The organism is Bacillus sp. PS217, assembly GCF_037963535.1.
Taxonomy (GTDB): domain Bacteria; phylum Bacillota; class Bacilli; order Bacillales; family Bacillaceae; genus Bacillus; species Bacillus subtilis.
The window spans coordinates 2,202,722-2,228,575 of the sequence record NZ_CP150157.1 but is presented as its reverse complement, the minus strand read 5'-3'; the positions used below and the strand labels follow the sequence as shown (position 1 = coordinate 2,228,575).

The following is a 25,854-nucleotide window of genomic DNA, read 5'->3' as shown; positions in this document are numbered from 1 at the left end:
TTCAAGTTGAAACTGGCAAGAAGAGTATCCGCATTAACACCATCAACCACACTGGCAATCACAGCGAAAGCGAAAGAACTGAAAGCCGCAGGCCATGATGTCATCGGCTTAGGAGCAGGCGAACCTGACTTCAATACACCGCAGCATATTATTGATGCCGCTGTGCGTTCGATGAACGAGGGCCATACGAAATACACGCCTTCCGGTGGTTTGGCTGAACTGAAAAACAGCATTGCAGAGAAATTTAAACGCGACCAGAATATTGAATACAAACCGTCTCAAATTATTGTCTGCACTGGTGCCAAACATGCTCTGTATACCCTTTTCCAAGTGATTTTGGATGAAGAAGATGAAGTTATTATTCCAACGCCTTACTGGGTAAGCTATCCGGAGCAGGTGAAACTCGCTGGCGGAAAGCCTGTTTATGTAGAAGGGCTTGAGGAAAATCACTTCAAAATTTCGCCTGAGCAGCTGAAAAATGCAATTACGGAAAAAACAAAAGCAATCGTTATTAACTCTCCAAGCAACCCGACTGGTGTCATGTATACGGAAGAAGAACTATCTGCGCTCGGTGAAGTGTGCCTTGAACATGATATCTTGATTGTGTCAGATGAAATTTATGAAAAACTTACATACGGCGGAAAGAAACATGTTTCCATTGCACAGCTGTCAGACAGACTGAAAGAGCAAACGGTCATTATAAACGGCGTATCGAAGTCCCACAGCATGACAGGCTGGAGAATCGGTTATGCGGCAGGCTCTGAAGACATTATTAAAGCGATGACGAACCTTGCAAGCCACAGCACGTCAAACCCGACATCAATCGCACAATACGGAGCGATTGCTGCTTATAACGGGCCTTCTGAGCCATTGGAAGAAATGAGAGAAGCATTTGAACATAGATTAAATACGATCTATGCAAAGCTCATAGAAATCCCAGGGTTCAGCTGTGTGAAGCCGGAAGGTGCTTTTTACTTGTTCCCAAATGCAAAAGAGGCAGCTCAATCTTGCGGTTTCAAAGATGTAGATGAATTTGTTAAAGCGCTTCTCGAGGAGGAAAAAGTTGCGATTGTTCCAGGATCCGGATTTGGCTCTCCTGAGAATGTCCGTCTTTCTTATGCAACATCGTTAGATCTTCTTGAAAAAGCCATTGAAAGAATCAAGCGTTTTGTAGAAAAACATAGCTAACAGATCAAAAAGCGGCTGACAGAAAAGCCGCTTTTTATCTGCATTGACCCGGTTAGTTAAGAGCGGGTATAATAAAGTGATGATAAAAGAGTTCGCGGGGCAATGAGCTTCCGAATGTCTTTCTTGTTTTGGAGGGAAATATGTTGAAAACAACAATCAACCAAGTGTACAAGCACGTAGGTGAGGAAGTAACGATCGGAGCTTGGGTCGCTAATAAGCGTTCAAGCGGGAAAATTGCGTTTTTACAGCTTCGGGACGGTACCGGTTTTATTCAGGGTGTCGTAGTAAAAGCGGAAGTGGAAGAAAGCATTTTCCAAACAGCTAAATCAGTGACGCAGGAAACGTCGCTCTATATAAAAGGGATTGTCAAAGAGGACGAGCGTTCTCCGCTTGGATATGAACTTGCTGTGACAGATATTGAAGTCATTCACGAAGCGACCGATTATCCAATTACACCAAAAGAACACGGAACGGAATTTTTGATGGATCACAGACATTTATGGCTGCGTTCAAAGCGCCAGCATGCGATCATGAAAATCCGTAATGAAATCATTCGCGCGACTTACGAATTCTTTAATAACGAAGGCTTCGTAAAAGTGGATCCGCCGATTTTGACTGGAAGCGCACCTGAAGGTACAACAGAACTCTTTGCGACAAAGTACTTTGATGAAGATGCGTATCTGTCTCAAAGCGGCCAGCTCTACATGGAAGCTGCGGCAATGGCTTTAGGAAAAGTATTCTCTTTCGGACCGACATTCAGAGCGGAAAAGTCTAAAACAAAGCGTCACTTAATCGAATTCTGGATGATCGAACCGGAAATGGCGTTTGTAGAATTTGAAGAAAACCTTCAAGTACAGGAAAATTACGTTTCTTTCATCGTACAATCAGTTCTTAAGAATTGTAAAATTGAACTAAACACATTGGGAAGAGACACGTCAAAACTTGAGCAAATCAAAGCTCCGTTCCCAAGAATTACGTATGATGAAGCGATTGAATTTCTGAAAGAAAAAGGCTTTGACGATATCGAGTGGGGAGATGATTTCGGAGCGCCTCATGAAACAGCGATTGCTGAACATTATGACAAACCGGTATTCATCACTCGCTATCCGACGTCCTTAAAACCGTTCTATATGCAGCCGGCTTCTGACCGTGAGGACGTTGTGCTTTGCGCTGACTTGATTGCGCCGGAAGGCTATGGAGAAATCATCGGCGGGTCTGAACGGATTCACGATATGGAACTTTTGGAATCGCGTCTAAAAGAACATGGACTGGATTCTGACGCATATAAATGGTATGCTGAACTTAGAAAATATGGATCAGTTCCTCATTCCGGCTTCGGCCTTGGATTAGAGCGGACAGTAGCTTGGATCAGCGGAGCGCCTCACGTTCGTGAAACGATCCCGTTCCCAAGACTGTTAAACCGTCTGTATCCGTAATACATTCAAATGAAACAAAAAAGAGTCTCCTGCAAGGGAGACTTTTTACAGTAAAGGGGCAATCACAATCCTTTACAGTAAGAGGTGTGACGATGAAAAAACAGCAATTTATTGATATGCAGGAGCAGGGAACATCAACCATCCCCAATTTTCTGCTCACGCATTATAAACAGCTTGGGCTTAATGAAACTGAACTTATTCTGCTGTTAAAAATTAAAATGCATTTAGAAAAAGGATCATATTTTCCTACACCGAATCAGCTGCAGGAAGGTATGTCAATTTCTGTTGAAGAATGCACAAACAGATTGCGGATGTTTATTCAAAAAGGCTTTCTGTTTATTGAAGAATGCGAGGATCAAAACGGCATCAAATTTGAGAAATATTCTCTTCAGCCTTTATGGGGGAAACTGTACGAGTATATTCAGCTTGCACAGAATCAAACAAAGGAAAGAAAAGCAGAAGGGGAACAAAAAAGCCTTTATACCATTTTTGAGGAAGAGTTCGCAAGGCCGTTATCGCCTTTGGAGTGTGAAACGCTGGCGATCTGGCAGGACCAGGATCAGCATGACGCACAACTGATCAAACACGCGTTAAAAGAGGCTGTACTATCAGGAAAACTCAGTTTCCGCTACATTGACCGGATTTTGTTTGAATGGAAGAAAAACGGGCTTAAAACTGTGGAGCAGGCGAAAATACACAGCCAAAAATTCCGGCGTGTACAAGCAAAGCAAAATGAACCGCAAAAAGAGTATAAAAGGCAGGTTCCTTTTTACAATTGGCTTGAACAATAAAGTGAAAAGGTGACAATCGTGTTAAATCTAAAACAAATTGAATTCTGTTTAGACAAGATAGGTGACATGTTTCCTCATGCGGAGTGTGAACTGGTTCATTCCAATCCTTTTGAATTAGTGGTGGCTGTTGCTTTATCTGCGCAATGTACAGATGCACTTGTAAACAGAGTGACCAAAACATTATTCCAAAAATATAAACGGCCGGAAGACTATTTGGCTGTTCCGCTGGAAGAGCTTCAGCAGGATATTAAATCAATCGGTTTATATCGTAATAAAGCGAAAAATATTCAAAAGCTGAGTAAAATGATTATTGAAGATTACGGCGGAGAAGTGCCGAGAGACCGCGATGAGCTTGTCAAACTGCCAGGGGTCGGGAGAAAGACTGCAAACGTAGTGGTATCCGTTGCGTTTGGCGTGCCGGCCATTGCCGTAGATACCCATGTGGAGAGAGTCAGCAAACGATTGGGCATTTGCCGGTGGAAGGACTCGGTTCTGGAAGTTGAAAAGACGCTGATGCGCAAGGTTCCCAAAGAAGACTGGTCCGTTACGCATCACCGGCTTATTTTCTTCGGCAGATATCACTGTAAAGCCCAATCTCCGCGCTGTGCGGAGTGTCCGCTGCTTTCTTTGTGCAGAGAAGGGCAGAAGAGGGATAAAAAAGGACTGGTGAAACGATGACGCAAGCAAAAGAAGTGTTGGCTTCCTATGAGCAATACTTGCGCAGTCTTGGCCAGAAGAGTTCCTCGGATATGAAGAAAACCTTGCAGACCAATCCCGTGTATTTTGATTTCTGCACGGAATTACAAGGCGATTTGCCATGGGAGGACAGCGGGAAATACGTTCCGCTTTTATTTGAAGTGTGGGATGACATCAAAGCATCACTTCTCCCAGTCTTTCAAACACGAAAATCGAGATGTGACCAAAACGAAATGTTAAAGGGCATTGTGTGTTTGCTGGCTTCGTTACATTGGACAGCAGGTGAGCCGGTGAAATCGCTCGATTGGCAAGAACTGAGGGAGAAATCATATCCCGCAAAGCCGATTAATTGGGCTGAACGAGTGGAATTTATTCTTCTTAAGCCGACCCAATACCATTGCTTTATTCAGCTTGATGAGCTGTTTACCGAAATGAAAAAGCATTTTTACAAATATCATGCGATGAATCGATAAAACCTCCTGTTAAAACGGGAGGTTTTTTATTGTGTACCAAAAAAGCCATCACCCCAAAGGTGACGGCTTTTTTGTTTAATTTGTTTTTTCAATGGATGATGAGTTTGTTTGTGTTTTATTAGATGTGTCTGTTTTATTTTTATTCGTGTCAGAACCTGTTGAATCATTCTTACCAGAGTTCGAATCACCATCCGACGTATCCTGGTTGTTACTGTTGTCGTTATCGTTATCGTTTGATTGGTCTTGGTTATTGTTGTCGGACGGATTGGTGTTCGTATTGTCTTGTTTTTTGTCTTGATCGTTTGTTGAATCATCTGTCTGATCTTGATCCGTCTGACCGTCATCTTTTTGAGAATCATCATTTTGTGTATCATCCTGAGTCTTCTCATCATCTTGTTTTTCATCATCCGTTTGTTGCTGGTCTTTTTTATCTTCATCGTCTTCAGCTTTTGGCACCTCATAGGATGTGGAAGCTGTACTTTTGCCATCATCACTGACAGCTGTTACTTCGAATTTGTATACAGATCCTGGCTGCACACCCGAAATAACTGCCTCTTTTGCAGAGCTGTTTTGAATTTCCGAGTAGCTGCCGCCGTCAACAGATTGCTTTACAGCAAAGGTCGCATCTCCGTCATAATTCCAGCTTAACGTTAAAGATTGATTGTCTTTATCGTATTTCACGTTTAAACCAGACAGTTTAGCTGTTTCCTCTTTTTCTTCTTTCTCATATGTTTTAGAAACAGTAGAAGGAGCTGTGCCTTTAACAAAGTACTCTGTGAGCTTCTTATCGCTTGGCGTATTTGGCCCTGCCAGTTTTGCCGGATTAGAACCTTTTTCTACGGTGGCTTCCACTACGCTGTCAGGCTTCTCAAATGATCCGCTTCCGTCATCGACATCGGCGATGAGCTGGGCGAAGATGCGCTTTGCAATCTGTTGCTCTGTTTTATTTAAAGATTTTTTTCCTATCTTATTTTGAGAATCTACACCTGTCCAAACAGCAGCGGTATATTGAGGTGTATATCCTACAAACCATGAATCTGGTACACCGCCTTGTGCGATATTGTATTTTTGCATATCCGCTTCATCAAAGTTTGTTGTACCTGTTTTACCTGCAACTTCCACTCCCGGAACTTGGGCGAGCTGTCCAGTACCTGTCTTAACAGCTGTTTTCAGCATATCTGTAATCATGAAGGCTGTATAATCGCTCATTGCTGATTTTGATTTCGGTGTTAAGTCAAGCTTCGTGCCGTCATTAAATTCTATTGATTTCACAAAATGCGGTTCGTTATATGTTCCGTTATTTCCGAAGGCGCTGTATGCTCCTGCCATTGTCAGTGAAGAGACACCGACATTCCCTTTTCCGAATCCTCCAATAGAGTAGGATTCATATACAGTATCTTTATCTAATCCCAGCCCAAGTCCATTGGCGAAGTCTACCGCGGCATCTTTTCCGACTGCTTGGAATGCTTTTAGAGCCGGGATGTTACGTGATTGGGCGAGGGCTTCACGCATAGACATGACCCCTTTATAGGAACGGTCAAAGTCTCGAATAGGTGTTCCATCTGAATACGTGTAAGCTGAGTCATCAATTTGCTCGTAAGTTGACCATTTTTTATTTTCAATCACTGGACCGTAGTCGAGAATAGGTTTAATGGTAGACCCAGGCTGTCGCTGGGCTTGGGTCGCGTAATTATAGCCACCAACCGTTGAATCTCTTCCGGCGCCAATCGCCCGCACTTCTCCGGTTTTTGTATCGAGAAGCGTCACACCGCCCTGCATGCCTTCAGTAAATCCGACGGTGTCTCCATCCATTAATTCATCTAGTTTATCTTGTGCTTTTGTATCTAATGTCGTATAGATCTTTAATCCGTCAGCAGATGGATCGACATCAGATTTTTCATCAATTTCCTTCATAACCTCTTCAACAAATGCGCTGTATTTGTTTGTACTTGCTTTTTCATATTCCTTCTGTGACACGACGCCTTCGTCTTTCACTGCCACTTTTTTCGCTTTGTTATATTGAGAATCAGAAATAAATCCTTGTTTTTTCATCAGACTGAGTACGATGTTCCGTCGTTTTTCCGCTTTATCCGGGTTTTTGACCGGATTGTACGCTGTCGGGCTTTGCGGCATTCCTGCAAGCGTCGCAGCCTGTTCGACAGTCAATTTGCTTAAATCTGTAACGCCGAAAAATTCTTCCGCCGCTTTTCCGATTCCGTATGCTCTAGGAGAAAAATAAATCCGGTTTAAATACATTTCTAAAATTTCATCTTTAGAGTAATTGCGCTCCAGCTGAATCGAAAGCCATACTTCCTGCACCTTCCGTTTCAACGTCTTCTGATGTGAAAGAAGGGAGTTTTTGACGACCTGCTGGGTGATCGTACTTCCGCCTTCAGCCCCGAAGCCGTCTTTAAAGTTGGCAACTAATGCACCGCCGATACGGACAGGGTCAATCCCGTGGTGCTCATAAAAACGAGCGTCTTCTGTCGCGATAAAGGCTTCTTTTACAACATCGGGAATTTCATCTATCGAGACGTAGGTCCGTTTTTCGGCGCCGACTTCGGCGATCTCTTTTCCATTTTTATCATAAATCGTTGATGAATAAGGCGTCTTCAATTTGCTTTCATCAAGGGACGGCGCATCAGAAACCATGACGGCAAATGTAACAGCACCGCCAACTACGCCTAAAACAAACAGAATGAGTAAAGTGAAAAGGGTCTTTTTAAACAATCCGCCCTTTTTTCGTTTCTTGCCTTTTTTCGGTGAAGGACTCGACTTGCTGTTCGCTTTTCGTCGAGCTTCACGGCTGTTAAATTGATCTGACATAACATCTCAACCTTTCGTTAATCAACCTTTCGCACCAGATGATGGCGAAAAATAAAGCTGTTCAATAATATTAATATAATCAATTCTGGGTGCGTATCCAAGAGAAATCGGATAAGCTGTTTCTTCCAACTCATCTTTTCGAATTGATTTTCTGCCGTTTTTTTCTTTTCTGTCCCAGAAATAAAACAGCTTATCGGCTTCCAAAAAATAAACCTGGTCGAAAGCGGATATAATAACAAAACAAATACCGTCTTGAGCCTTTACCTGCTTCATATGCTCGATTTGATGGTCATGAAAATTCTGCAGGGGGAAAGAGGTCTTGTTTTTCGTTTCTTTCGCCTCAAAATCAATATACCGCCCTTTGTAAATCCCATTGTAGTCTGTTGTCGATGATTGTTTAAAGTAAGCTTCTTTAATCACTGCGGCACTTCTTTTTGGATAATGGACATTTACAATTTGAACAGGTGTCGGCTTTTTGTGTATAACGGCAATTTGGTTTGTCAGATAATACTTATTCGTTTCGTTTAAGTCATCTTCGAGGGTCATTCCGCGATTACTGTAAGACGGGGCCCTTTTCTGACTGTTTTGGGATGAAACCGAATGTTTCGGCTGAAATGTTTTTCCGTTAGGATACCGAATCACTTTCTCATCCTCCTTATTAAACTAATCATGACGGAAGTGAATGAACGTGCAAGAACAACAGATCATCAGAAAGCTTCTGAGCCGGATTGAGCGGCAGACAAAAATAAAAAACGCGGATAACATTTCAAGAACAAATGCTTATAAAGCATTTTACGACCGTCATCCGGAAATCAAATGGTCGCTTTTGGCTTCTTTCGTTTCTCGTAATGCCGGCTGGTCAATGACTGACTTAAAAGGCAGTCTGTTTCAGCTTGGACTCCGTGAGAGACAGCAAGAATGGTTCTTTTTAGCCTATGAAAGAGCGAACTGGCTTATTTTTTCGGATGCCTATCCGCAGCTTCTACTATACCACTGGTCAAAAAGAGTTGGGAAACCGCTGTTTCATCTGCTGCATGTGTTTGGCGTCTCGCAATTTATGTCGGAAGAATGGACCCGTTTTTGGCATGAGCGAAATACGGAGCGGCTAATGTATGCCCTCATTATAAATGAACAAAACACTATCCAAACACCTATTATACAAAATCCTTCGTTTAAAAAGAATGTTTTTGACACGATTCCTTTTTATTTAAGTGACTGGTTTCATTTTAACACCGTTATTTTTCCTTCCTCAAATGGGTTTCTTTACGGCATTTCAGTGAAACGCTTTTCAAAGGCGGAGGAAAGGATAAGGCTGGGAAAGCAGCTGTCTCAATTGCTGTTCAAGCCAGAATTGTTCTCCTCTTTTTATCACTTTTTGCACACAGTGCCGCACACAGGTTCCCGTTTTGATATGGAAAAGATGATCGGGATTACAAAAAGAACATCTCCTATGCTAAGGACATGCTACCCTGAGTTAATCCACTCATTAGACGGAACGAAAACAGATTGGTTTCATGGAAAGATAAAGAAAACGTTCTTTAGGCGCGAGGAATTGCCGAAGCAGATTGAATTGACAGACTGGTATTTACATAAAAAGCGCCAGCTTCATGCGCTTTTTGCGGTGGAGCAGTGGCTAAAAAAATAAAGAAGCAAGGAAATTCCTTGCTTCTTACGTAGAAGGGCGGTTCGGGCCGCCTAATTTTTTATCTAAAGAATCGATTGCCTTTGATTCAGTCTTTTTTTGCTGGCCGGCTTTTTTCGGTCTTGTTTTCATACGGCACCTCCTCACAAGTATCGTTTGCATTAAGGAGGAGGATCATACAATTTTTGCGGGTGTTTTTGTCGAAAACTTCAGCTTTTCGTGGAATACCTGTTTGTTTGGCGATTTGCTTCTAGTTTTGTCATGAGGAAGGAAAGAGCCTGGAGAGCAAAGAATTTTAACCGGGAGAGACAAGGAAAGGGAGGTACACGAATGTCCGGTTATGTATGCAAGACAGATATTCTCCGTATGCTTTCTGATATAGAAGATGAATTAACGCGAGCTGAGCAAAGCCTGAATCATTCTGTAAATGCATTAGAGGCTGAGATGCGGGAAACGGAAAACGATCGCCTAAGTATGCTTGAAGAAGAAATCATAGATCTTCATATTTGTATAAATGAGCTGTATCAATCGCCTGAACACAGGTATGCGTTTGAGAAGGTATACCGCATCGGCTGAATTTGTGAGTGAAATTTGGTACGATAGGTATTGAGGTGAAAGGTATTGCTATCACAAACATTGCTGGAAATGACCGAGCAAATGATTGAAGTTGCTGAAAAAGGCGCTGATCGGTATCAGGAAGGAAAAAACAGTAATCATTCTTATGATTTTTTTGAGACGATAAAGCCTGCAGTTGAAGAGAATGATGAACTGGCGGCCCGCTGGGCAGAGGGTGCTCTTGAATTGATAAAAGCCCACCGGCCAAAATATGTGCATAAAGAGCAAATTGAGACCGTAAAAGATAATTTCCTGGAATTGGTCCTTCAATCATATGTTCATCATATTCATAAAAAACGATTCAAGGACATCACTGAGTCAGTCCTTTATACATTGCACGCAGTAAAGGATGAAATTGCAAGAGAAGACAGCCGGTAAAAGGCTGTCTTCTTTTCGTTTTTATAGGGGGCCGGACGTTAATTCATCTCATATGCCGGGCTTTCTGCTCCATTTGCTTCGAGAACCTTCATACTGTTACGAAACTCAGTTATGCTGAGATGTCCTTGAATATAGAGGAACTTGGCAAAGTCCATCAGTTTATTCATACAGTCTGTTTCATATTTCTTCATTTCTGCAAAACGTTTGCTTAAGTATGATACGTTCATTATGGTGCATCCCCTCTCATCTGTATTGAAAATATGGTACCATAATGATTCGACTTTTTTCTGTTTTTAAAAAATTTAAACTTTCGACACAATTTGACAAATGCTAATCATCACTTGTGACACAAACAATAGAAGTCATTCATACATATATAGAAGAGAAATATGTTGTGTTTAGGGGGGAATCGCAATGAACAGGAGCTCTCGAAGCTATCCTCGGCAAATGGGCTATTATTATCCTCAGCAAATGCAAGGATATTATCAGCAGGCTGCACCCGGTTATTTAGAGCAACAACTGCCTCAGCAGCATTATGGACAGCAGGATTATTATCAGCCCTATGCTCCGATCCAGCCTATGCCTATGCAGCCGCCTGTATTTTCTAACCCTTATCCTATCCCAAGGCCTAATCAACAGCAGCCTTCGCAATTTCAAAGCATTATGTCGCAGTTCAAAAAAGCCAATGGGCAATTTGATTTTAATAAAATGATGGATACGACAGGTCAAGTAATGAGTGCAATGAATCAGGTCGGATCTTTAATAAAGGGATTTACCAGCTTTTTTAAATGATAAAAGCATGAATGAATCGTTCATTCATGCTTATTTTTTGGAAAGAAAAGTGTCATTGTCTGCTCGTTCCAAGACGTTTCCATATCTTCTTGGCGAACTTCATAAGGCAGCTGAACCGTTCTTGTCATGCTTGTAAAGGTAGCCTCATTTTGGTGTTTCTGTTTTTCTTGGAGTGTTACATGGAGATACCTCGATTTAACATCAACGACGATCTCGCCATCTCGAAACGTCGCCGGAATGGTAATATCGATATACAGCCCAGTATCTTTTTCTCTGACATGTATGGTCGTCTGCACATCCTTTAAACTCGAGTTGATCAGGTTCTGAAATCCGTTTATAAGGTTGCCGAACGCTGAGGATTGAAAAAGAGTGTCGATTGCCTCCGTTATGATTTCTTCTTTCTTTTGCAGTTCGTTCTTTTTGTCATCATAGAATTCCAATTTCGCCACCGCCTTTTTTAACCAGATTATGCGTCTATGCCAGATGTTGTTATAAATTGAAGCAAAATTGAAAGTGTGGTTAAATAGTGGTGAATGAAGGGATAACGGTTGAAGTGAATGAGAAGGGAGAAAATACATTGCTGAAAAAATTATTCGGAATGGGCAAAACTCAGGAAAAGGTGACAGAAGAGGTTATTTATTCTCCGGCAGACGGTACAGTAATGGACCTGTCAGATGTGCCGGACCCTGTTTTTTCACAGAAAATGATGGGAGAAGGAATAGCGGTGGAACCTTCTAGCGGTGAAATCGTTTCTCCCGCTGAAGGTGAAGTCATTCAGATTTTCCACACCAAACACGCCGTTGGCATTCGGACTCGCTCGGGAATTGAGCTGTTAATTCATGTCGGGCTGGAGACAGTCAATATGAACGGAGAAGGATTTACTGCCCACATTAAAGAAGGGGATAAAGTGAAGGTCGGTGACCCGCTGATTACATGTGATTTGGAATTAATAAAAGAAAAAGCGAGCAGCACAGTCATCCCAATCGTTATAATGAATGGTGAGGCTGTAGGATCAATTGTGCCGGCAGGCGAAAAGGCTGCTCGTAAAGGCGAATCAAAGCTCCTTACAATAAAAGCGAAATAAGCAGGGCGTATGCCTTGCTTTTTTTATTCAACTGTATAAAATTTGCACCTAGCCATGCAAACAAATATTCGGTAAACTGTACTTGACAAAGAGGTGTAAAGAATGAAAAAGAAATCACTGACTGAACTCATTTCTGATTTAAAAGGAAATGAAAACGTTGTGAATTGGCATGAAATTGAGCCTCGGGAAGCAAAAACAAGGCCTATGCCCGAAAGTATAGACGAGAGAATTAAAGCGGCCCTTTCGAAAAGGGGCATTGATGAACTATATACTCACCAATATTCCGCTTTTCAATATGTGCAAAAAGGAGAGAGCATCGTTACCGTAACGCCAACAGCATCAGGAAAAACGTTATGCTACAACCTCCCAGTCCTGCAGTCCATCGCCCAAGATGAAACAAACCGGGCGTTATATTTATTTCCGACTAAAGCGCTGGCACAAGACCAAAAGAGCGAGTTAAATGAAATTATTGATGAAATGGGCATTGATATTAAAAGCTTTACATATGACGGGGATACGTCTCCGGCAATCAGACAAAAGGTGAGAAAAGCAGGTCATATTGTCATTACAAACCCCGATATGCTGCATTCTGCCATTTTACCGCATCATACGAAATGGGTCAGTTTGTTTGAAAACCTTAAGTATATCGTCATCGATGAGCTTCATACGTATCGAGGTGTGTTCGGCAGCCATGTAGCAAATGTGATCCGGCGGCTAAAGCGGATCTGCCGGTTTTATGGAAGTGATCCGGTTTTTATTTGTACTTCCGCAACAATTGCCAACCCAAAGGAATTGGGAGAGCAGCTGACAGGCAAACCGATGCGGCTGGTCGATGACAACGGCGCACCGAGCGGACGCAAGCATTTTGTGTTTTACAATCCGCCAATTGTGAATAAACCGCTCAATATTAGAAGGAGCGCAACCGCAGAAGTGAATGAACTGGCGAAAGAGTTCCTTAAAAACAAAGTGCAGACCATTGTTTTTGCCAGAAGCAGAGTTCGGGTGGAAATTATTTTAAGCCATATTCAGGAGCTTGTGAAAAAAGAGATTGGAACAAAATCAATCAGAGGCTATCGGGGAGGCTATCTGCCGAAAGAGCGAAGAGAAATCGAAAAAGGCCTGAGAGAAGGCGACATTTTAGGAGTGGTCAGTACGAATGCCTTAGAGCTTGGTGTTGATATCGGCCAGCTGCAAGTGTGTGTAATGACGGGGTATCCCGGAAGTGTTGCAAGTGCTTGGCAGCAGGCGGGACGAGCCGGCAGAAGACACGGTGAATCTTTGATTATCATGGTAGCCAATTCAACACCGATTGACCAATATATTGTGCGGCATCCTGAATATTTCTTTAATCGTTCGCCTGAATCTGCAAGAATCAATCCGGAGAATTTGATTATTTTAGTAGACCACTTAAAGTGTGCGGCTTATGAGCTTCCTTTTAGAGCTGATGAAGAATTTGGACCCATGGAAGTCAGTGATATTCTTGAGTATCTTGAGGAAGAGGCTGTTCTTCACCGCAACGGCGAACGGTACCATTGGGCAAGTGAGTCGTTCCCTGCTTCAAACATCAGTTTGCGTTCCGCCTCCCAGGAAAATGTCGTTATAGTTGATCAGTCGGATATTGCAAATGTAAGGATTATCGGTGAAATGGACCGTTTTAGTGCGATGACGCTTTTGCATGATGAAGCGATTTATTTGCATGAAGGCGTTCAGTATCAAGTTGAGAAGCTCGATTGGGACCATAAAAAGGCGTATGTCAGAAAAGTCGATGTCGAATATTATACGGATGCAAACCTGGCAGTTCAGCTGAAGGTATTAGAAATCGATAAAACGAAAGAAAAAAGCCGTACGTCATTGCACTACGGAGACGTCACTGTCAATGCCCTGCCGACCATTTTTAAAAAAATAAAAATGACCACTTTTGAAAATATTGGGTCTGGACCTATTCATTTGCCGGAAGAAGAACTGCATACAAGTGCAGCTTGGCTCGAAATCAAAACAGCGGATGAAGACATCGGGGAAAAGACACTGGAACAGCTGCTTCTTGGCATCTCGAATGTGCTGCAGCATATTGTCCCTGTGTATATCATGTGTGATCGAAATGATGTTCATGTTGTTTCTCAAATTAAAGCAGCCCATACCGGATTGCCAACCATATTTTTATATGATCATTATCCGGGCGGTATCGGTTTGGCGGAGGAAGTCTTTAAACGTTTTTCAGACATTAATGAAGCGGCGAAACAACTGATTACACATTGTCCTTGTCATGACGGCTGTCCGTCTTGTATAGGTACGGAAATAGAAGGGATAAAAGCAAAGGAAAGAATTTTGCAGCTGTTGGATCAAATGTCGTAAGGAGGGAGGCCGGATATGTCATTAAAAGGGAAACTCCAACGGATGAAAAAGCACATGGCGCTCGACGAAGGAGAACAAAAAATAGAAGCAGGCAAACAAGAAAACCACTTTGATGACATTCCGTTTTTAGAAGAGTGGGAGGCTTTTGGCATGAAGCCTTTCATCTTCGAAGATGAATATTGCCTCATCAGAGAAGTAGAATATCCGCTTTCTCACCGCCATGGGTTATACAGCTTTTCTGAGCTTGAGGAAGTGATCACACTGTGGAATCAAAGCGGCCTGTCGCATACATTGTCAGCAAAAGGGTATAACAAAAACAACCTCTTTTTCTTTGATACAGAAACAACCGGTCTTGGGGGTGGAGCTGGGAATACCATTTTTTTGCTTGGGCATGCGAGAGTATATGAAGACCGAGTGACAGTCAAACAGCATCTTTTGCCCAAACCGGGGAACGAAGTCGCCTTGTACCAAAGCTTTTTAAGCGAGGTTGACATTACATCACTTGTGACCTACAACGGCAAAGCCTTTGATTGGCCGCAGGTGAAAACAAGGCACACCTTGATCCGTGACAGACTTCCGAAGCTTCCGGAGTTTGGCCACTTTGATCTTTTGCATGGAGCTAGACGCCTGTGGAAACACAAAATGGACCGTGTATCTCTTGGCACGGTTGAAAAAGAGGAGCTCGGCATCCGCAGGCTAGAAGACACACCGGGCTACTTGGCGCCAATGCTTTACTTTCATTTTATCAAGGCGCAAGAGCCGGATCTTTTAAAAGGTGTCCTGCATCATAATGAAATGGATGTGTTATCACTCATTTCATTGTACATCCATATGTCTAAAAAAATCCTTTCAGAATCACATGCGCCAAAAGAACACAGTGAAGCCTATGCTATGGCGAAATGGTTTATGGCTCATAAAGAAACGGACCAAGCGATCAAGCAGTTGGAAAGGCTTATAGAAAAATCGTTTGAGGACCAGGACAGTGCACGGCTGGATTTATCGCTCCTGTACAAAAAACAAAATCGCTTGGAAGAAGCAGTGCCGCTTTGGGAAAAGCTGTCCCGCTCGCAAAACCAGAAGTGCAGGTACGCTGCTGTAATAGAGCTCGCGAAATATTTTGAGCATAAGAAAAAAGAATTCGGAAAAGCATTGCAAATAGCAGAGCAATTGCTTAGCGATGCGGCATGCTTATCAGAGAAAGAAACTGAAAAACTGCATGTGAGAATTGCCCGGCTGAAGAGGAAATATTCCTCTTAAATATTCCCCGGGAAAGCGCAAAAGACGACTTGTTTCGCCATGAATTTTTTTTGCTGAATTCACATTGATTTTGTTGTAGAATAGCGGCGAATCCTGTAAAATGACGTTAGTTATTTTTAAAGGGAGAGTTGGTATGTATAAGGGTGTTTTTTACTTGTTCTTTGTTGTGGTATTTTTGATTGCTTTTGTGTTTTCAAACTTTAAAGACAGCTTAATTGCACACTTTTAAAATAGGTCTTTGCATCAGAACATGTACCCCTTATTTTTCATAGCTTAGTATTGTAATAAAGTTTATGGAAAGGGGATTTTATCATGCATCACTGCAGACCGCATATGATGGCGCCAATTGTCCATCCTACTCATTGCTGTGAACACCATACGTTTTCGAAGACTATCGTGCCGCACATTCACCCACAGCATACAACAAACGTAAACCACCAGCATTTTCAGCACGTTCACTACTTTCCACACACTTTCTCAAATGTTGACCCGGCTACGCATCAGCATTTTCAAGCAGGAAAACCTTGCTGCGACTACTAGTATGGAAAACGTGCAGCTTGATGGTGTAAACAATGCAGCACAACAAATGGGGCCCACGGGAGCCCCATTTTTTAAAGCAGGTGAAATGATGAAAGTATTGGCAATAACGGGCTATAAACCGTTTGAACTGGGGATATTTAAGCAGGATGACAAGGCGCTGTATTACATAAAAAAAGCCATTAAGAACCGGCTGATTGCTTTTTTGGATGAAGGATTAGAATGGATTTTAATTTCGGGCCAGCTTGGAGTTGAGCTGTGGGCGGCAGAAGTTGCATATGATTTGCAGGAGGAATACCCTGACTTAAAGGTAGCTGTCATCACACCATTTTACGAGCAGGAAAAGAACTGGAAAGAACCGAATAAGGAACAGTATGAAGCAGTTCTGGCTCAGGCAGACTATGAAGCAAGCCTGACTCACCGTCCTTATGAAAGCCCGCTTCAATTCAAACAAAAAAATCAGTTCTTCATTGATAAGTCCGACGGGCTTCTGCTTTTATATGACCCGGAAAAGGAAGGCTCCCCTAAGTATATGCTTGGGACAGCGGAAAAAAGGCGCGAACAGGATAGCTATCCCATCTACTTTATTACAATGGATGACTTGAGAGTGACAGTGGAGGAAGACAGCTACTAACAAAGAGAGAGAAATTTGACAACCGTACAGATTTCTGAAAAAATATATGTGATGATTCACGATACGAGGTGAAAAAGATGCTTGCTGATAAAGTAAAGCTTTCTGCGAAAGAAATTTTGGAAAAAGAATTTAAAACAGGCGTTAGAGGCTACAAGCAAGAAGACGTTGACAAATTTTTAGATATGATTATTAAGGATTATGAAACCTTCCATCAAGAAATTGAAGAACTGCAGCAGGAAAATCTGCAGCTGAAAAAACAGCTTGAAGAAGCCAGCAAAAAACAGCCTGTGCAATCTAACACAACAAACTTTGATATTTTAAAACGGCTGTCTAACTTAGAAAAACACGTTTTTGGCAGCAAGCTTTATGATTGATCACGCTTGAAAAAAATGGCGCTTGTAAATTGTAATCAGTTGTTATATAATAATTCATGTTCTTAACGTTCGGGTAATCGCTGCAGATCTTGAATCTGTAGAGGAAAGTCCATGCTCGCACGGTGCTGAGATGCCCGTAGTGTTCGTGCCTAGCGAAGTCATAAGCTAGGGCAGTCTTTAGAGGCTGACGGCAGGAAAAAAGCCTACGTCTTCGGATATGGCTGAGTATCCTTGAAAGTGCCACAGTGACGAAGTCTCACTAGAAATGGTGAGAGTGGAACGCGGTAAACCCCTCGAGCGAGAAACCCAAATTTTGGTAGGGGAACCTTCTTAACGGAATTCAACGGAGAGAAGGACAGAATGCTTTCTGTAGATAGATGATTGCCGCCTGAGTACGAGGTGATGAGCCGTTTGCAGTACGACGGAACAAAACATGGCTTACAGAACGTTAGACCACTTACATTTAAAATGATGAAAACAAGCTCTCCCGTATAAGGAGAGCTTTTATCTTGAAAAGAGAAAAGTTTTAAAAGACAGGGTGATACGATGAAGAAGTATACACTAATTGCAACGGCGCCGATGGGCATTGAAGCTGTTGTCGCAAAGGAAGTACGAGATTTAGGATACGAATGCAAGGTTGATAACGGGAAAGTTATTTTTGAAGGTGATGCACTTGCCATCTGCCGTGCGAACCTTTGGCTTAGAACAGCCGACCGTATAAAGGTTCAGGTTGCTTCTTTTAAAGCGAAAACATTTGATGAACTGTTTGAAAAAACGAAAGCGATTAACTGGCGCTCATTTATACCTGAAAACGGGAAATTCCCTGTCATCGGAAAATCGGTAAAATCAACACTTGCAAGCGTTCCCGACTGTCAGCGGATCGTCAAAAAAGCAATTGTCGAAAAGCTCAAGCTGCAGTCCGGCAAAGCCAATGATTGGATTGAAGAAACAGGTGCCGAGTATAAAGTCGAAATTTCTTTATTGAAAGATCAGGCTTTGATTACACTGGACTCATCAGGGACAGGCCTTCACAAACGAGGATACCGTGTCGATCAGGGCGGTGCGCCGATTAAAGAAACACTTGCTGCCGCTTTGGTGCAATTAACCAATTGGACGCCGGACCGCCCGTTTGTTGATCCTTTCTGTGGCTCCGGAACAATCGCGATAGAAGCGGCGCTAATTGGCCAAAACATCGCCCCGGGATTCAATCGCGATTTTGTTTCAGAGGATTGGGAATGGATCGGTAAAGATCTGTGGAACAAAGCGCGGCTTGAAGTCGAAGAAAAGGCAAATTATGATCAGCCGCTTACAATTTTCGCTAGCGACATAGACCACCGCATGGTTCAAATCGCAAAAGAAAATGCAGAGGAAGCAGGATTGGGAGATCTAATCCAGTTCAAACAGATGCAGGTCAAAGACTTTACCACAAATCTGGAATTTGGCGTAATTGTCGGCAACCCGCCATATGGAGAGCGTCTCGGCGAGAAAAAAGCCGTTGAGCAGATGTACAAAGAAATGGGGCAGGCGTTCGAGCCGCTTGATACTTGGTCTGTGTATATGCTGACATCAAATGAAAACTTTGAGGAAGCATATGGCAGAAAAGCAACGAAGAAACGAAAACTCTTTAACGGGTTTATTAAAACGGATTATTATCAATACTGGTCAAAAGTAAGACCGCAGCGCAAGAAAACAGAAAACGCATAAAAAGAAGACGCTCTGCATGCGTCTTCTTTCATCTTTCAGCCCTATTCTATCGTTACCAACGGTGAGCTTTCGCGTTGCTTCTCAATATAATGTTGGTTTGGGACATTTCAGTGTGACCGTTTACTTGAGACTTAGAACGTTTAGGCCGCGTCCAATTGTGATGAAACAGTTCAGAATGCTGATCTAATCGGTTTCTATAACTCATGTCAACATCACTCCCTGATAGAATATTGTTGATAAGACGGATAATCCGGAGACGGAATATCAAGTGTAGTTTGTGCATGTTTCGGTGATAACATGCGGTAAAGCATGTATATAAAATGAAAAGTTCGCATACAATGATGATTATTTCCATCAGAGGTGATCTCATGCTGAACAGCGAACATTTTAATCTTATTCAAAGGGCGCTTGACGCAACAGCAAACGAGCTGAAGGAGCTCGGAACTGATTCGTCTCCGTCTGTGATTTCGCATGCGCAAACTGATTTAGAAAAAGCGGTAGAACATATTTATTCAACAGACCATCCTTTTTTATCGTCGCATGTGATCAATCGTAAGTAAACTGCAAAAAACTTGGCATTGCCAAGTTTTTTTATTGTATTCATCAGCGGAAAATGATATTATTGGTGGTCTGAATGTCGAATAGTTGGGGGTTGGAACTAGGTGACAACATCACGTTTGCCTTTTTCTTTAACGAAAACAAAGAATTTTTATGAAGAATTGAACAATTGGATTGGTGACGTGTTTTACGATATCCTTCCCGAAAAAGGGTTTGATCTTCGGGACGAGCAAGTATTTATGGCTTTTCAGCTGGAGCGGGCGTTTAAAGAGAAAAAAGTCATGTTCGCCGAAGCTGGAGTGGGAACGGGGAAAACGCTGGTTTATCTTCTTTTTGCAATCAGCTATGCAAGATATGTCGGCAAACCCGCCATCATCGCTTGTGCAGATGAAACATTAATTGAACAGCTAGTGAAAAAAGAGGGCGATATTTCTAAGCTGGCTGAGCATCTTGATCTGAAAATTGATACAAGGCTGTCAAAATCACATGAGCAATATTTATGCTTGAAGAAGCTTGAAAAAACAATGCAGCGTTCTGATGATGATAAATGGCTGGATTTTTATGAGTCGTTACCGTCATTTGTCCACGAGTCACAGGCGATGCAGCGCTTTTATCCGTATGGCGACCGTAAGCAGTACGCAAATCTATCGAATGAAGAGTGGTCTGACGTAAGCTACGACTCGTTTCAGGACTGTCTGACTTGTGATATGAGACACAGATGCGGTCTGACACTTTCCAGAGATTACTACCGCAAGTCAACGGACTTAATCATTTGTTCCCATGATTTTTATATGGAGCATGTGTGGACGGAAGAATCACGCAAACGAGAGGGCCAGCTGCCGCTCTTGCCTGATCATAGTGCAGTTGTATTTGATGAGGGGCACTTGTTAGAGTTTGCTGCGCAAAAAGCGCTAACCTATAGAGTGAAGCAGTCTACTCTTGAATTGTTTTTAGAACGATTGCTGCAAAATGACATCAGAGAAGAGTTTGCAGAATTGATTGAAGATGCGCTTCTCGCAAACGACGAATTTTTCTATGTTCTTTCTGAAGAATCAAAGGAAGTAGCCGGTTCACACCGTTTAGAAATAAAAAATGACCAGCGTGTCAAAAAGGCGGCGGACGAGCTTTGCCGTTTACTTGATAAAATCGGTGAGGCACTTGTATTTGAGTCTGAAATGTATACGATTGATCAATACGAACTGTCAGTAGTGGAAGAATATGTTGAACAAATGGCGTATTCATTATCTCTATATCAAAAGGATGCGATCAGCTGGCTGGAGAAAAAGGAAGCAGAATCAACTTTTGTCGTGATGCCGAGAACGGTAGCAGAAGTACTTGGCGAAAAAGTGTTTTCTAAGAAAATTCCTTATATCTTTTCTTCTGCTACGCTGTCAGAAGGCGGTTCGTTTGATTATATTGCCGACAGTCTTGGGATTCATGATTATTTGTCATTAACTGTTGATTCCCCTTATGATTATGACGAGCAAATGAGTATTAATCTATACGCAAAAACAGATATGGACGCTGAACAAAAAACGGCTGAAACGATTGAAACAATCAAACGTTACAAAGGAAGAACGCTGGTGCTTTTCCCTTCTTTTGAAGAATTAAACGAATTTAAAGAGCTGTCGGCGGCATGGGAGCTGCCGTATCCAATTTTCTTCGAAGGTGATGAGGAAATCAGCAGCTTAGTAGAGAAATTCCAAGAGGAAGAAGAAACAGTACTTTGTTCAGTTCACTTATGGGAAGGACTCGACATTCCCGGTGACGCATTGAAGAATGTTACCATTTGGTCATTGCCGTTCCCGCCACACGATCCTGTATTTACAGCGAAGCGCAACGGAGCGAAAAAAGATCCGTTCGAAGAAGTTGATCTGCCATATATGTTGTTACGTGTACGGCAGGGCATCGGGCGCCTGATTCGCTCGAATCAAGACAGCGGCTCGATTCACATTTACGCTGGCGGAGAAAATGAACGCATCATTGATGAGGTCAAAAAGGTCTTGCCTGTTGAACCGCACATGATGTAATGGAAAAAAGCTGACGATCGTTCGTCAGCTTTTTTTATTTGTCAGCGGGATAGCCAGCCGCCATCAACTGCTAAAATATGTCCATTTACATAATCTGAAGCACGTGATGCCAAAAAGACTGCAGTCCCCCCCATATCATCCGCTTGGCCCCAGCGGCCGGCAGGAATTCTCTTTATAATGTCCTCATTTCGCTTTTCGTCATCCCGAATAGGCTTTGTATTCGCAGTAGAAATATAGCCTGGGGCGATTGCGTTGACCTGAATACCTGACGCTGCCCACTCATTTGCAAATGATTTTGTCAAACCGGCAACAGCGTGTTTGCTCGCGGTGTAAGCCGGAACGAGGATGCCGCCTTGAAAAGACAGGAGAGAGGCAATATTAATAATCTTTCCATGACCTCTTTTCAGCATGTGCCTGCCAGCAAGCTGTGTCAGAATAAACAGGCTGTTTAGATTGACATTCAGTACGTGCTGCCAGTTCTCTTCTGAAAAATCTTCCGCTTTTTCCCGATGAATAATGCCGGCATTATTGACAAGGATGTCGATCTGACTGTTTTCAAACAGCTCAGCTGCAGAATCCTTTATCGCTTCCGGCTTGCTCATGTCCAATGTAAAAGATGTAAATGTCTGGCCTTCCTGTTCCACAAGCTGCTGTGTTTCAGACAGGCTGCTTTTATGTGATGTGCCGATAATATCAGCGCCAGCTCCGGCTAGGGCTTTGGCAATTCCTTGACCGATCCCTGTTCCTGGGCCTGTCACCAGCGCTGTTTTTCCTTCTAATGAAAAGGCGTCATGTAGATAACCCATCTTATTTCAGCCCATCCATCGGAATGAGATCCATGTCCGTAAATGTGTAATTTTCTCCAGCCATCGCCCACACAAAGCTATAGTTTGATGTTCCTGCGCCAGAATGAATAGACCAAGCGGGAGAAAGAACAGCCTGCTCATTTCCAACAACAAGATGGCGTGTTTCGTCCGGCTGGCCCATGAAATGAAATACCTTTGAGTCCTTTTCAAGATCCAGATAAAGATAAGCCTCCATCCGACGGTCATGAACGTGTGCTGGCATGGTATTCCAGTTGTTGTTTTGATCTAACATCGTTATTCCCATCATCAGCTGACAGCTTTTAATGCCATCCTGATGAATGACTTTGTACAGACTTCTGACATTAGACGCTGCATCATCACCAAGGCGGTCCGGTGTCAGTTCAGCTAGGGCGGCTTTTTGTGTCGGATAGCTTTTGTGGGCGCAAGCGGAGACGAAGTAAAACTTCGCTTTTTCCCCGTTCAGGCTTGAAAACGATACATCCTGATTGCCCATTCCGATATAGAGAAAATCCTTTGTTTGAAGCACATATTCATCATCGCCAACCCTGACAGCGCCAGGCTGGCCGACATTAATAATCCCGATTTCACGCCGTTCCAAAAAGAAGTCTGTTTTTAGAAAATCACCTGCATCAAGCTTCAGTTCACTTTGCCCTGGAGCCGCTCCGCCGATGACAACCCGGTCTTCATGTGAGTAATACATCGTAAGTTTGTTTTCTGTAAATAAAGGATCCATTAAGAAATGACTGCGAAGCTCCTCTGTTGTAAAGCGTTTTACTTGTTCAGGATGTACAGAATAACGATTTTCCATTATATTTCCCCCTTGGTTAGGATTTCAACATCACTTGAATGAAAATATTTTGGTAACGGTTTCAAAGAAAATTTTAGGATAAATAGTGAAAAGAGTCAACGAAAAAATAATGAATTGACACATTATTAAAAAAACTCTTTCCAAATTTTAAAATTATGGTATCCTTTTGTTGTAACGGTTTTGAAATCGGTTTCAAATATATGAGATACAGGAGCACTTGAATGAAAAAGAAAACAACAGGCCATACAACCATCAAAGATGTAGCTGAATGTGCAGGAGTTTCGAAATCGACAGTTTCCCGCTATATTAACGGAAAAATTGACGCGATTTCTCCTGAAAAAGTGAAAAACATTAAAAAGGCAATCGCAGAATTGAATTATCGGCCGAGTAAAATGGCACAAGGTTTGAAAATAAAAAAAAGCAAGTTAATCGGATTTGTTGTGGCTGACATTACAAATCCTTTTTCGGTCGCTGCTTTCAGGGGAGTCGAAGAGGTTTGTGATCAATATGGATACAGCATTATGGTGTGCAACACAGATAACAGTCCTGAAAAAGAGCGGGAAATGCTCTTAAAGCTAGAAGCCCATTCGGTTGAGGGCTTGATTTTAAACGCAACAGGGGAAAACAAGGATGTACTGCGCGCTTTTGCTGAACAGCAAATTCCAACAATCTTAATTGACCGGAAACTGCCGGATCTGAAACTGGATACCGTAACGACTGACAACAGATGGATCACAAAAGAGATTCTTCAGAAGGTGTACAGCAAAGGGTATACTGATGTCGCGCTGTTTACCGAACCGATTTCCTCTATCAGCCCTCGTGCAGAAAGAGCAGCTGTGTATCAGGAAATGGCTTCGGTTCATAATGTGAACGGGCTTGTCAGATTGCATGAAATTGACGTAAAGGACAAGGAGCAGCTTAAGGCGGCGCTTCGTTCTTTTCACAAGGAAATGCCGGAGCAAAAAAAAGCGATTCTGGCTTTGAATGGCTTGATTATGCTGAAAATCATCAGCTGTATGGAAGAGCTTGGCCTGCGCATCCCTCAAGATATAGGGATTGCAGGATTCGATGATACGGAATGGTATAAACTGATCGGTCCAGGTATTACAACGATCGCCCAGCCGTCACATGATATGGGCAGGACGGCGATGGAACGTGTATTAAAAAGGATTGAAGGTGACAAAGGAGCGCCTCAAACCATTGAATTAGAGGCAAAAGTCATCATGAGAAAGTCACTTTAATCCTAGGTGCCCTCAACTAAGAGGAGGTTGGGAAGAGATGAAGCTTGATGCGGTGACATTCGGGGAATCAATGGCCATGTTTTATGCAAATGAGTATGGAGGCCTTCATGAAGTATCTACTTTTTCTAAAGGGCTTGCCGGAGCAGAAAGCAATGTCGCCTGCGGCCTTGCCAGACTCGGATTTCGAATAGGATGGATGAGCAAGGTCGGCAATGATCAGCTCGGAACATTTATTTTACAAGAGCTTAAAAAAGAGGGAGTGGATGTGTCCCGCGTGATCCGCTCGCAGGACGAAAATCCCACCGGGCTGCTGCTGAAGTCAAAAGTGAAAGAAGGCGACCCGCAAGTTACCTACTATAGGAAAAACTCAGCTGCAAGCACATTAACTTCAGCTGAATATCCGAGAGATTATTTTCAATGCGCAGGCCATTTGCATGTGACAGGCATTCCGCCTGCCTTGTCAGCCGAGATGAAAGACTTCACGTATCATGTCATGAACGACATGAGAAACGCAGGGAAGACCATTTCATTCGACCCTAATGTAAGACCTTCGCTTTGGCCTGATCAAGCAACAATGGTACATACAATCAATGATCTGGCTGGGCTTGCAGACTGGTTTTTCCCGGGTATCGCAGAGGGAGAGCTATTGACCGGAGAAAAAACACCTGAAGGCATTGCCGACTATTATTTGAAAAAAGGTGCCAGCTTTGTTGCTATTAAACTTGGAAAAGAAGGCGCTTACTTTAAAACGGGGACAAGTGAAGGATTTCTAGAAGGCTGCCGGGTCGACCGGGTGGTTGATACGGTCGGCGCCGGAGACGGATTTGCAGTCGGTGTAATCAGCGGTATCCTAGACGGTTTGTCGTACAAGGATGCGGTGCAAAGGGGAAATGCGATTGGCGCTTTGCAAGTGCAGGCACCGGGGGATATGGACGGTTTGCCGACCAGGGAGAAATTAGCTTCTTTTTTATCTGCTCAAAGAACGGTTCACCAAAAGAAAGGGGATTATTAATATGGAGTCCAAAGTCGTTGAAAACCGTCTGAAAGAAGCAAAGCTGATTGCAGTCATTCGTTCAAAGGATAAGCAGGAGGCCTGTCAGCAGATTGAGAGTTTATTAGATAAAGGGATTCGTGCAGTTGAAGTGACGTATACGACCCCCGGGGCATCAGATATTATCGAATCCTTCCGTAATAGGGAAGATATTTTAATTGGCGCGGGCACGGTCATCACCGCGCAGCAAGCTGGGGAAGCTGCTGAGGCTGGCGCGCAGTTTATTGTCAGTCCGGGTTTTTCAGCTGATCTTGCTGAACATCTATCTTTTGTAAAGACACATTATATCCCCGGCGTCTTGACTCCGAGCGAAATTATGGAAGCGCTGACATTCGGTTTTACGACATTAAAGCTGTTCCCAAGCGGTGTGTTTGGTATCCCGTTTATGAAAAATTTAGCGGGTCCTTTCCCGCAGGTGACCTTTATTCCGACAGGCGGGATACATCCGTCTGAAGTGCCGGATTGGCTTAGAGCCGGAGCTGGCGCCGTCGGAGTCGGCAGCCAGCTGGGCAGCTGTTCAAAAGAGGATTTGCAGGCTGTTTTCCAAGTGTAAGTGGAAT

The 25,854-nt window shown here is 42.9% G+C and carries 30 protein-coding genes and 1 other RNA gene; 23 read left to right on the top strand and 8 right to left on the bottom strand.

What is annotated here, in order from left to right:
- The first annotated feature begins 6 nt into the window (after window positions 1–6).
- The 5 genes from aspB (at window position 7) to NSQ83_RS11285 (ending at window position 4,584) form a co-directional block, all read left to right on the top strand.
- Window positions 7–1,188, top strand: a complete 1,182-nt coding sequence (gene aspB / locus NSQ83_RS11305; protein ID WP_029317995.1) for an aspartate transaminase AspB — start codon at window positions 7–9, stop codon at window positions 1,186–1,188.
- A gap of 143 nt (window positions 1,189–1,331) precedes the next feature.
- The gene (gene asnS / locus NSQ83_RS11300) at window positions 1,332–2,624 is read left to right on the top strand and encodes an asparagine--tRNA ligase (protein WP_004398777.1); all 1,293 of its coding nucleotides are present in this window, start codon (window positions 1,332–1,334) and stop codon (window positions 2,622–2,624) included.
- 92 nt (window positions 2,625–2,716) lie between these two features.
- On the top strand, window positions 2,717–3,415 hold the full coding sequence (gene dnaD, locus NSQ83_RS11295; protein ID WP_198878667.1) for a DNA replication protein DnaD: 699 nt from the start codon (window positions 2,717–2,719) through the stop codon (window positions 3,413–3,415).
- An 18-nt stretch (window positions 3,416–3,433) separates the two neighbouring features.
- Window positions 3,434–4,093 carry an endonuclease III gene (nth, locus tag NSQ83_RS11290; RefSeq protein ID WP_009967580.1) on the top strand — a complete coding sequence of 220 codons (660 nt, stop codon included), beginning with the start codon at window positions 3,434–3,436 and terminating at the stop codon, window positions 4,091–4,093.
- Entirely contained in the window at window positions 4,090–4,584 is a 495-nt protein-coding gene (locus NSQ83_RS11285) for a YpoC family protein (RefSeq protein WP_029726783.1), read from the top strand. The genes nth and NSQ83_RS11285 overlap by 4 nt, the downstream gene beginning before the upstream one ends.
- 75 nt (window positions 4,585–4,659) lie before the next feature.
- On the opposite strand, the gene NSQ83_RS11280 is transcribed toward NSQ83_RS11285, so the two are convergent.
- Together NSQ83_RS11280 and recU are read right to left on the bottom strand one after the other, a co-directional pair.
- Window positions 4,660–7,410: a PBP1A family penicillin-binding protein gene (locus NSQ83_RS11280; protein WP_198878668.1), complete on the bottom strand. Its 2,751-nt coding sequence runs from the start codon at window positions 7,408–7,410 to the stop codon at window positions 4,660–4,662.
- A gap of 21 nt (window positions 7,411–7,431) precedes the next feature.
- Complete coding sequence (gene recU, locus NSQ83_RS11275; RefSeq protein ID WP_088467249.1) at window positions 7,432–8,052, bottom strand: Holliday junction resolvase RecU; 621 nt, start codon at window positions 8,050–8,052, stop codon at window positions 7,432–7,434.
- 40 nt (window positions 8,053–8,092) lie between these two features.
- Here recU and NSQ83_RS11270 point away from each other — a divergent pair, with 40 nt between their 5' ends.
- Window positions 8,093–9,055, top strand: a complete 963-nt coding sequence (locus NSQ83_RS11270; protein ID WP_198878669.1) for a DUF2515 domain-containing protein — start codon at window positions 8,093–8,095, stop codon at window positions 9,053–9,055.
- Between the two features lie 24 nt (window positions 9,056–9,079).
- On the opposite strand, the gene sspM is transcribed toward NSQ83_RS11270, so the two are convergent.
- Window positions 9,080–9,184 (bottom strand): acid-soluble spore protein SspM, encoded by a 105-nt coding sequence (gene sspM / locus NSQ83_RS11265; protein ID WP_003225606.1) that lies wholly within the window; start codon window positions 9,182–9,184, stop codon window positions 9,080–9,082.
- A 198-nt stretch (window positions 9,185–9,382) separates the two neighbouring features.
- On the opposite strand from sspM, the gene NSQ83_RS11260 reads away from it, so the two are divergent.
- Entirely contained in the window at window positions 9,383–9,628 is a 246-nt protein-coding gene (locus NSQ83_RS11260; protein WP_015251831.1) for a YppD family protein, read from the top strand.
- Window positions 9,629–9,673: 45 nt separating this feature from the next.
- Window positions 9,674–10,045, top strand: coding sequence for a YppE family protein (locus tag NSQ83_RS11255; RefSeq protein WP_015714151.1), 372 nt, complete (start codon window positions 9,674–9,676; stop codon window positions 10,043–10,045).
- Between the two features lie 38 nt (window positions 10,046–10,083).
- Here the strand turns inward: NSQ83_RS11255 and NSQ83_RS11250 are convergent, their stop codons facing one another.
- Entirely contained in the window at window positions 10,084–10,272 is a 189-nt protein-coding gene (locus NSQ83_RS11250) for a YppF family protein (RefSeq protein WP_003230690.1), read from the bottom strand.
- 187 nt (window positions 10,273–10,459) lie between these two features.
- Between NSQ83_RS11250 and NSQ83_RS11245 the strand changes: the two genes are divergently transcribed.
- The gene (locus NSQ83_RS11245; protein WP_014477159.1) at window positions 10,460–10,837 is read left to right on the top strand and encodes a YppG family protein; all 378 of its coding nucleotides are present in this window, start codon (window positions 10,460–10,462) and stop codon (window positions 10,835–10,837) included.
- A gap of 20 nt (window positions 10,838–10,857) precedes the next feature.
- Here NSQ83_RS11245 and NSQ83_RS11240 read toward each other — a convergent pair whose 3' ends face one another.
- Window positions 10,858–11,277, bottom strand: coding sequence for an Hsp20/alpha crystallin family protein (locus NSQ83_RS11240; RefSeq protein ID WP_015714150.1), 420 nt, complete (start codon window positions 11,275–11,277; stop codon window positions 10,858–10,860).
- A gap of 137 nt (window positions 11,278–11,414) precedes the next feature.
- On the opposite strand from NSQ83_RS11240, the gene NSQ83_RS11235 reads away from it, so the two are divergent.
- The 9 genes from NSQ83_RS11235 to NSQ83_RS11195 all read left to right on the top strand — a co-directional run bounded on the left by NSQ83_RS11235 (window position 11,415) and on the right by NSQ83_RS11195 (window position 18,779).
- Window positions 11,415–11,921 carry a PTS glucose transporter subunit IIA gene (locus tag NSQ83_RS11235; protein ID WP_015483368.1) on the top strand — a complete coding sequence of 169 codons (507 nt, stop codon included), beginning with the start codon at window positions 11,415–11,417 and terminating at the stop codon, window positions 11,919–11,921.
- 102 nt (window positions 11,922–12,023) lie between these two features.
- On the top strand, window positions 12,024–14,273 hold the full coding sequence (gene mrfA, locus NSQ83_RS11230; RefSeq protein ID WP_003230697.1) for an ATP-dependent helicase MrfA: 2,250 nt from the start codon (window positions 12,024–12,026) through the stop codon (window positions 14,271–14,273).
- Window positions 14,274–14,288: 15 nt separating this feature from the next.
- The gene (mrfB, locus tag NSQ83_RS11225; protein WP_003230703.1) at window positions 14,289–15,530 is read left to right on the top strand and encodes a metal-dependent exonucleaseMrfB; all 1,242 of its coding nucleotides are present in this window, start codon (window positions 14,289–14,291) and stop codon (window positions 15,528–15,530) included.
- Between the two features lie 100 nt (window positions 15,531–15,630).
- Window positions 15,631–15,759, top strand: coding sequence for a hypothetical protein (locus NSQ83_RS11220; RefSeq protein WP_003230707.1), 129 nt, complete (start codon window positions 15,631–15,633; stop codon window positions 15,757–15,759).
- An 83-nt stretch (window positions 15,760–15,842) separates the two neighbouring features.
- Window positions 15,843–16,070 (top strand): spore coat protein CotD, encoded by a 228-nt coding sequence (gene cotD / locus NSQ83_RS11215; protein ID WP_010886551.1) that lies wholly within the window; start codon window positions 15,843–15,845, stop codon window positions 16,068–16,070.
- An 88-nt stretch (window positions 16,071–16,158) separates the two neighbouring features.
- Window positions 16,159–16,701 (top strand): DUF1273 domain-containing protein, encoded by a 543-nt coding sequence (locus NSQ83_RS11210; protein WP_029726791.1) that lies wholly within the window; start codon window positions 16,159–16,161, stop codon window positions 16,699–16,701.
- A 77-nt stretch (window positions 16,702–16,778) separates the two neighbouring features.
- Complete coding sequence (gpsB, locus tag NSQ83_RS11205) at window positions 16,779–17,075, top strand: cell division regulator GpsB (protein ID WP_003225629.1); 297 nt, start codon at window positions 16,779–16,781, stop codon at window positions 17,073–17,075.
- 65 nt (window positions 17,076–17,140) lie between these two features.
- Window positions 17,141–17,521: RNase P RNA component class B (rnpB, locus tag NSQ83_RS11200), an RNA gene on the top strand.
- Window positions 17,522–17,621: 100 nt separating this feature from the next.
- Window positions 17,622–18,779 (top strand): class I SAM-dependent RNA methyltransferase, encoded by a 1,158-nt coding sequence (locus NSQ83_RS11195; protein WP_009967571.1) that lies wholly within the window; start codon window positions 17,622–17,624, stop codon window positions 18,777–18,779.
- A 52-nt stretch (window positions 18,780–18,831) separates the two neighbouring features.
- Here the strand turns inward: NSQ83_RS11195 and NSQ83_RS11190 are convergent, their stop codons facing one another.
- Window positions 18,832–18,984, bottom strand: a complete 153-nt coding sequence (locus tag NSQ83_RS11190) for a YpzG family protein (protein WP_010327933.1) — start codon at window positions 18,982–18,984, stop codon at window positions 18,832–18,834.
- A gap of 163 nt (window positions 18,985–19,147) precedes the next feature.
- Here NSQ83_RS11190 and NSQ83_RS11185 point away from each other — a divergent pair, with 163 nt between their 5' ends.
- Together NSQ83_RS11185 and NSQ83_RS11180 are read left to right on the top strand one after the other, a co-directional pair.
- A complete protein-coding gene (locus NSQ83_RS11185; protein WP_003246090.1) occupies window positions 19,148–19,339 on the top strand; it encodes a hypothetical protein in 192 nt (63 codons plus the stop codon).
- A 102-nt stretch (window positions 19,340–19,441) separates the two neighbouring features.
- Window positions 19,442–21,367, top strand: a complete 1,926-nt coding sequence (locus NSQ83_RS11180; RefSeq protein WP_198878670.1) for an ATP-dependent DNA helicase — start codon at window positions 19,442–19,444, stop codon at window positions 21,365–21,367.
- A 41-nt stretch (window positions 21,368–21,408) separates the two neighbouring features.
- On the opposite strand, the gene kduD is transcribed toward NSQ83_RS11180, so the two are convergent.
- Both kduD and kduI read right to left on the bottom strand, forming a co-directional pair.
- Window positions 21,409–22,173: a 2-dehydro-3-deoxy-D-gluconate 5-dehydrogenase KduD gene (kduD, locus tag NSQ83_RS11175; RefSeq protein WP_198878671.1), complete on the bottom strand. Its 765-nt coding sequence runs from the start codon at window positions 22,171–22,173 to the stop codon at window positions 21,409–21,411.
- Between the two features lies 1 nt (window position 22,174).
- Entirely contained in the window at window positions 22,175–23,002 is an 828-nt protein-coding gene (kduI, locus tag NSQ83_RS11170) for a 5-dehydro-4-deoxy-D-glucuronate isomerase (protein ID WP_014477150.1), read from the bottom strand.
- 221 nt (window positions 23,003–23,223) lie between these two features.
- On the opposite strand from kduI, the gene kdgR reads away from it, so the two are divergent.
- The 3 genes from kdgR to eda are packed head-to-tail and all read left to right on the top strand — an operon-like array spanning window position 23,224 to window position 25,847.
- Complete coding sequence (gene kdgR, locus NSQ83_RS11165) at window positions 23,224–24,243, top strand: pectin utilization transcriptional regulator KdgR (RefSeq protein ID WP_089172577.1); 1,020 nt, start codon at window positions 23,224–23,226, stop codon at window positions 24,241–24,243.
- A gap of 37 nt (window positions 24,244–24,280) precedes the next feature.
- Window positions 24,281–25,255 (top strand): 2-dehydro-3-deoxygluconokinase, encoded by a 975-nt coding sequence (kdgK, locus tag NSQ83_RS11160; protein WP_198878672.1) that lies wholly within the window; start codon window positions 24,281–24,283, stop codon window positions 25,253–25,255.
- Window position 25,256: 1 nt separating this feature from the next.
- Window positions 25,257–25,847 carry a bifunctional 4-hydroxy-2-oxoglutarate aldolase/2-dehydro-3-deoxy-phosphogluconate aldolase gene (eda, locus tag NSQ83_RS11155; protein WP_015383933.1) on the top strand — a complete coding sequence of 197 codons (591 nt, stop codon included), beginning with the start codon at window positions 25,257–25,259 and terminating at the stop codon, window positions 25,845–25,847.
- Window positions 25,848–25,854: the final 7 nt, after the last annotated feature.

Excerpts from the sequence above, each read along its gene's own strand:
- dnaD (WP_198878667.1), top strand. The coding sequence starts at position 2,717 with ATGAAAAAACAGCAATTTATTGATATGCAGGAGCAGGGAACATCAACC.
- NSQ83_RS11285 (WP_029726783.1), top strand. The coding sequence starts at position 4,090 with ATGACGCAAGCAAAAGAAGTGTTGGCTTCCTATGAGCAATACTTGCGC.
- NSQ83_RS11280 (WP_198878668.1), bottom strand. The coding sequence starts at position 7,410 with ATGTCAGATCAATTTAACAGCCGTGAAGCTCGACGAAAAGCGAACAGC.
- NSQ83_RS11270 (WP_198878669.1), top strand. The coding sequence starts at position 8,093 with ATGAACGTGCAAGAACAACAGATCATCAGAAAGCTTCTGAGCCGGATT.
- sspM (WP_003225606.1), bottom strand. The coding sequence starts at position 9,184 with ATGAAAACAAGACCGAAAAAAGCCGGCCAGCAAAAAAAGACTGAATCA.
- NSQ83_RS11260 (WP_015251831.1), top strand. The coding sequence starts at position 9,383 with ATGTCCGGTTATGTATGCAAGACAGATATTCTCCGTATGCTTTCTGAT.
- NSQ83_RS11250 (WP_003230690.1), bottom strand. The coding sequence starts at position 10,272 with ATGAACGTATCATACTTAAGCAAACGTTTTGCAGAAATGAAGAAATAT.
- NSQ83_RS11245 (WP_014477159.1), top strand. The coding sequence starts at position 10,460 with ATGAACAGGAGCTCTCGAAGCTATCCTCGGCAAATGGGCTATTATTAT.
- mrfA (WP_003230697.1), top strand. The coding sequence starts at position 12,024 with ATGAAAAAGAAATCACTGACTGAACTCATTTCTGATTTAAAAGGAAAT.
- mrfB (WP_003230703.1), top strand. The coding sequence starts at position 14,289 with ATGTCATTAAAAGGGAAACTCCAACGGATGAAAAAGCACATGGCGCTC.
- NSQ83_RS11220 (WP_003230707.1), top strand. The coding sequence starts at position 15,631 with ATGACGTTAGTTATTTTTAAAGGGAGAGTTGGTATGTATAAGGGTGTT.
- cotD (WP_010886551.1), top strand. The coding sequence starts at position 15,843 with ATGCATCACTGCAGACCGCATATGATGGCGCCAATTGTCCATCCTACT.
- NSQ83_RS11210 (WP_029726791.1), top strand. The coding sequence starts at position 16,159 with ATGAAAGTATTGGCAATAACGGGCTATAAACCGTTTGAACTGGGGATA.
- gpsB (WP_003225629.1), top strand. The coding sequence starts at position 16,779 with ATGCTTGCTGATAAAGTAAAGCTTTCTGCGAAAGAAATTTTGGAAAAA.
- NSQ83_RS11195 (WP_009967571.1), top strand. The coding sequence starts at position 17,622 with ATGAAGAAGTATACACTAATTGCAACGGCGCCGATGGGCATTGAAGCT.
- NSQ83_RS11190 (WP_010327933.1), bottom strand. The coding sequence starts at position 18,984 with ATGAGTTATAGAAACCGATTAGATCAGCATTCTGAACTGTTTCATCAC.
- NSQ83_RS11185 (WP_003246090.1), top strand. The coding sequence starts at position 19,148 with ATGCTGAACAGCGAACATTTTAATCTTATTCAAAGGGCGCTTGACGCA.
- kduD (WP_198878671.1), bottom strand. The coding sequence starts at position 22,173 with ATGGGTTATCTACATGACGCCTTTTCATTAGAAGGAAAAACAGCGCTG.
- kduI (WP_014477150.1), bottom strand. The coding sequence starts at position 23,002 with ATGGAAAATCGTTATTCTGTACATCCTGAACAAGTAAAACGCTTTACA.
- kdgR (WP_089172577.1), top strand. The coding sequence starts at position 23,224 with ATGAAAAAGAAAACAACAGGCCATACAACCATCAAAGATGTAGCTGAA.
- kdgK (WP_198878672.1), top strand. The coding sequence starts at position 24,281 with ATGAAGCTTGATGCGGTGACATTCGGGGAATCAATGGCCATGTTTTAT.
- eda (WP_015383933.1), top strand. The coding sequence starts at position 25,257 with ATGGAGTCCAAAGTCGTTGAAAACCGTCTGAAAGAAGCAAAGCTGATT.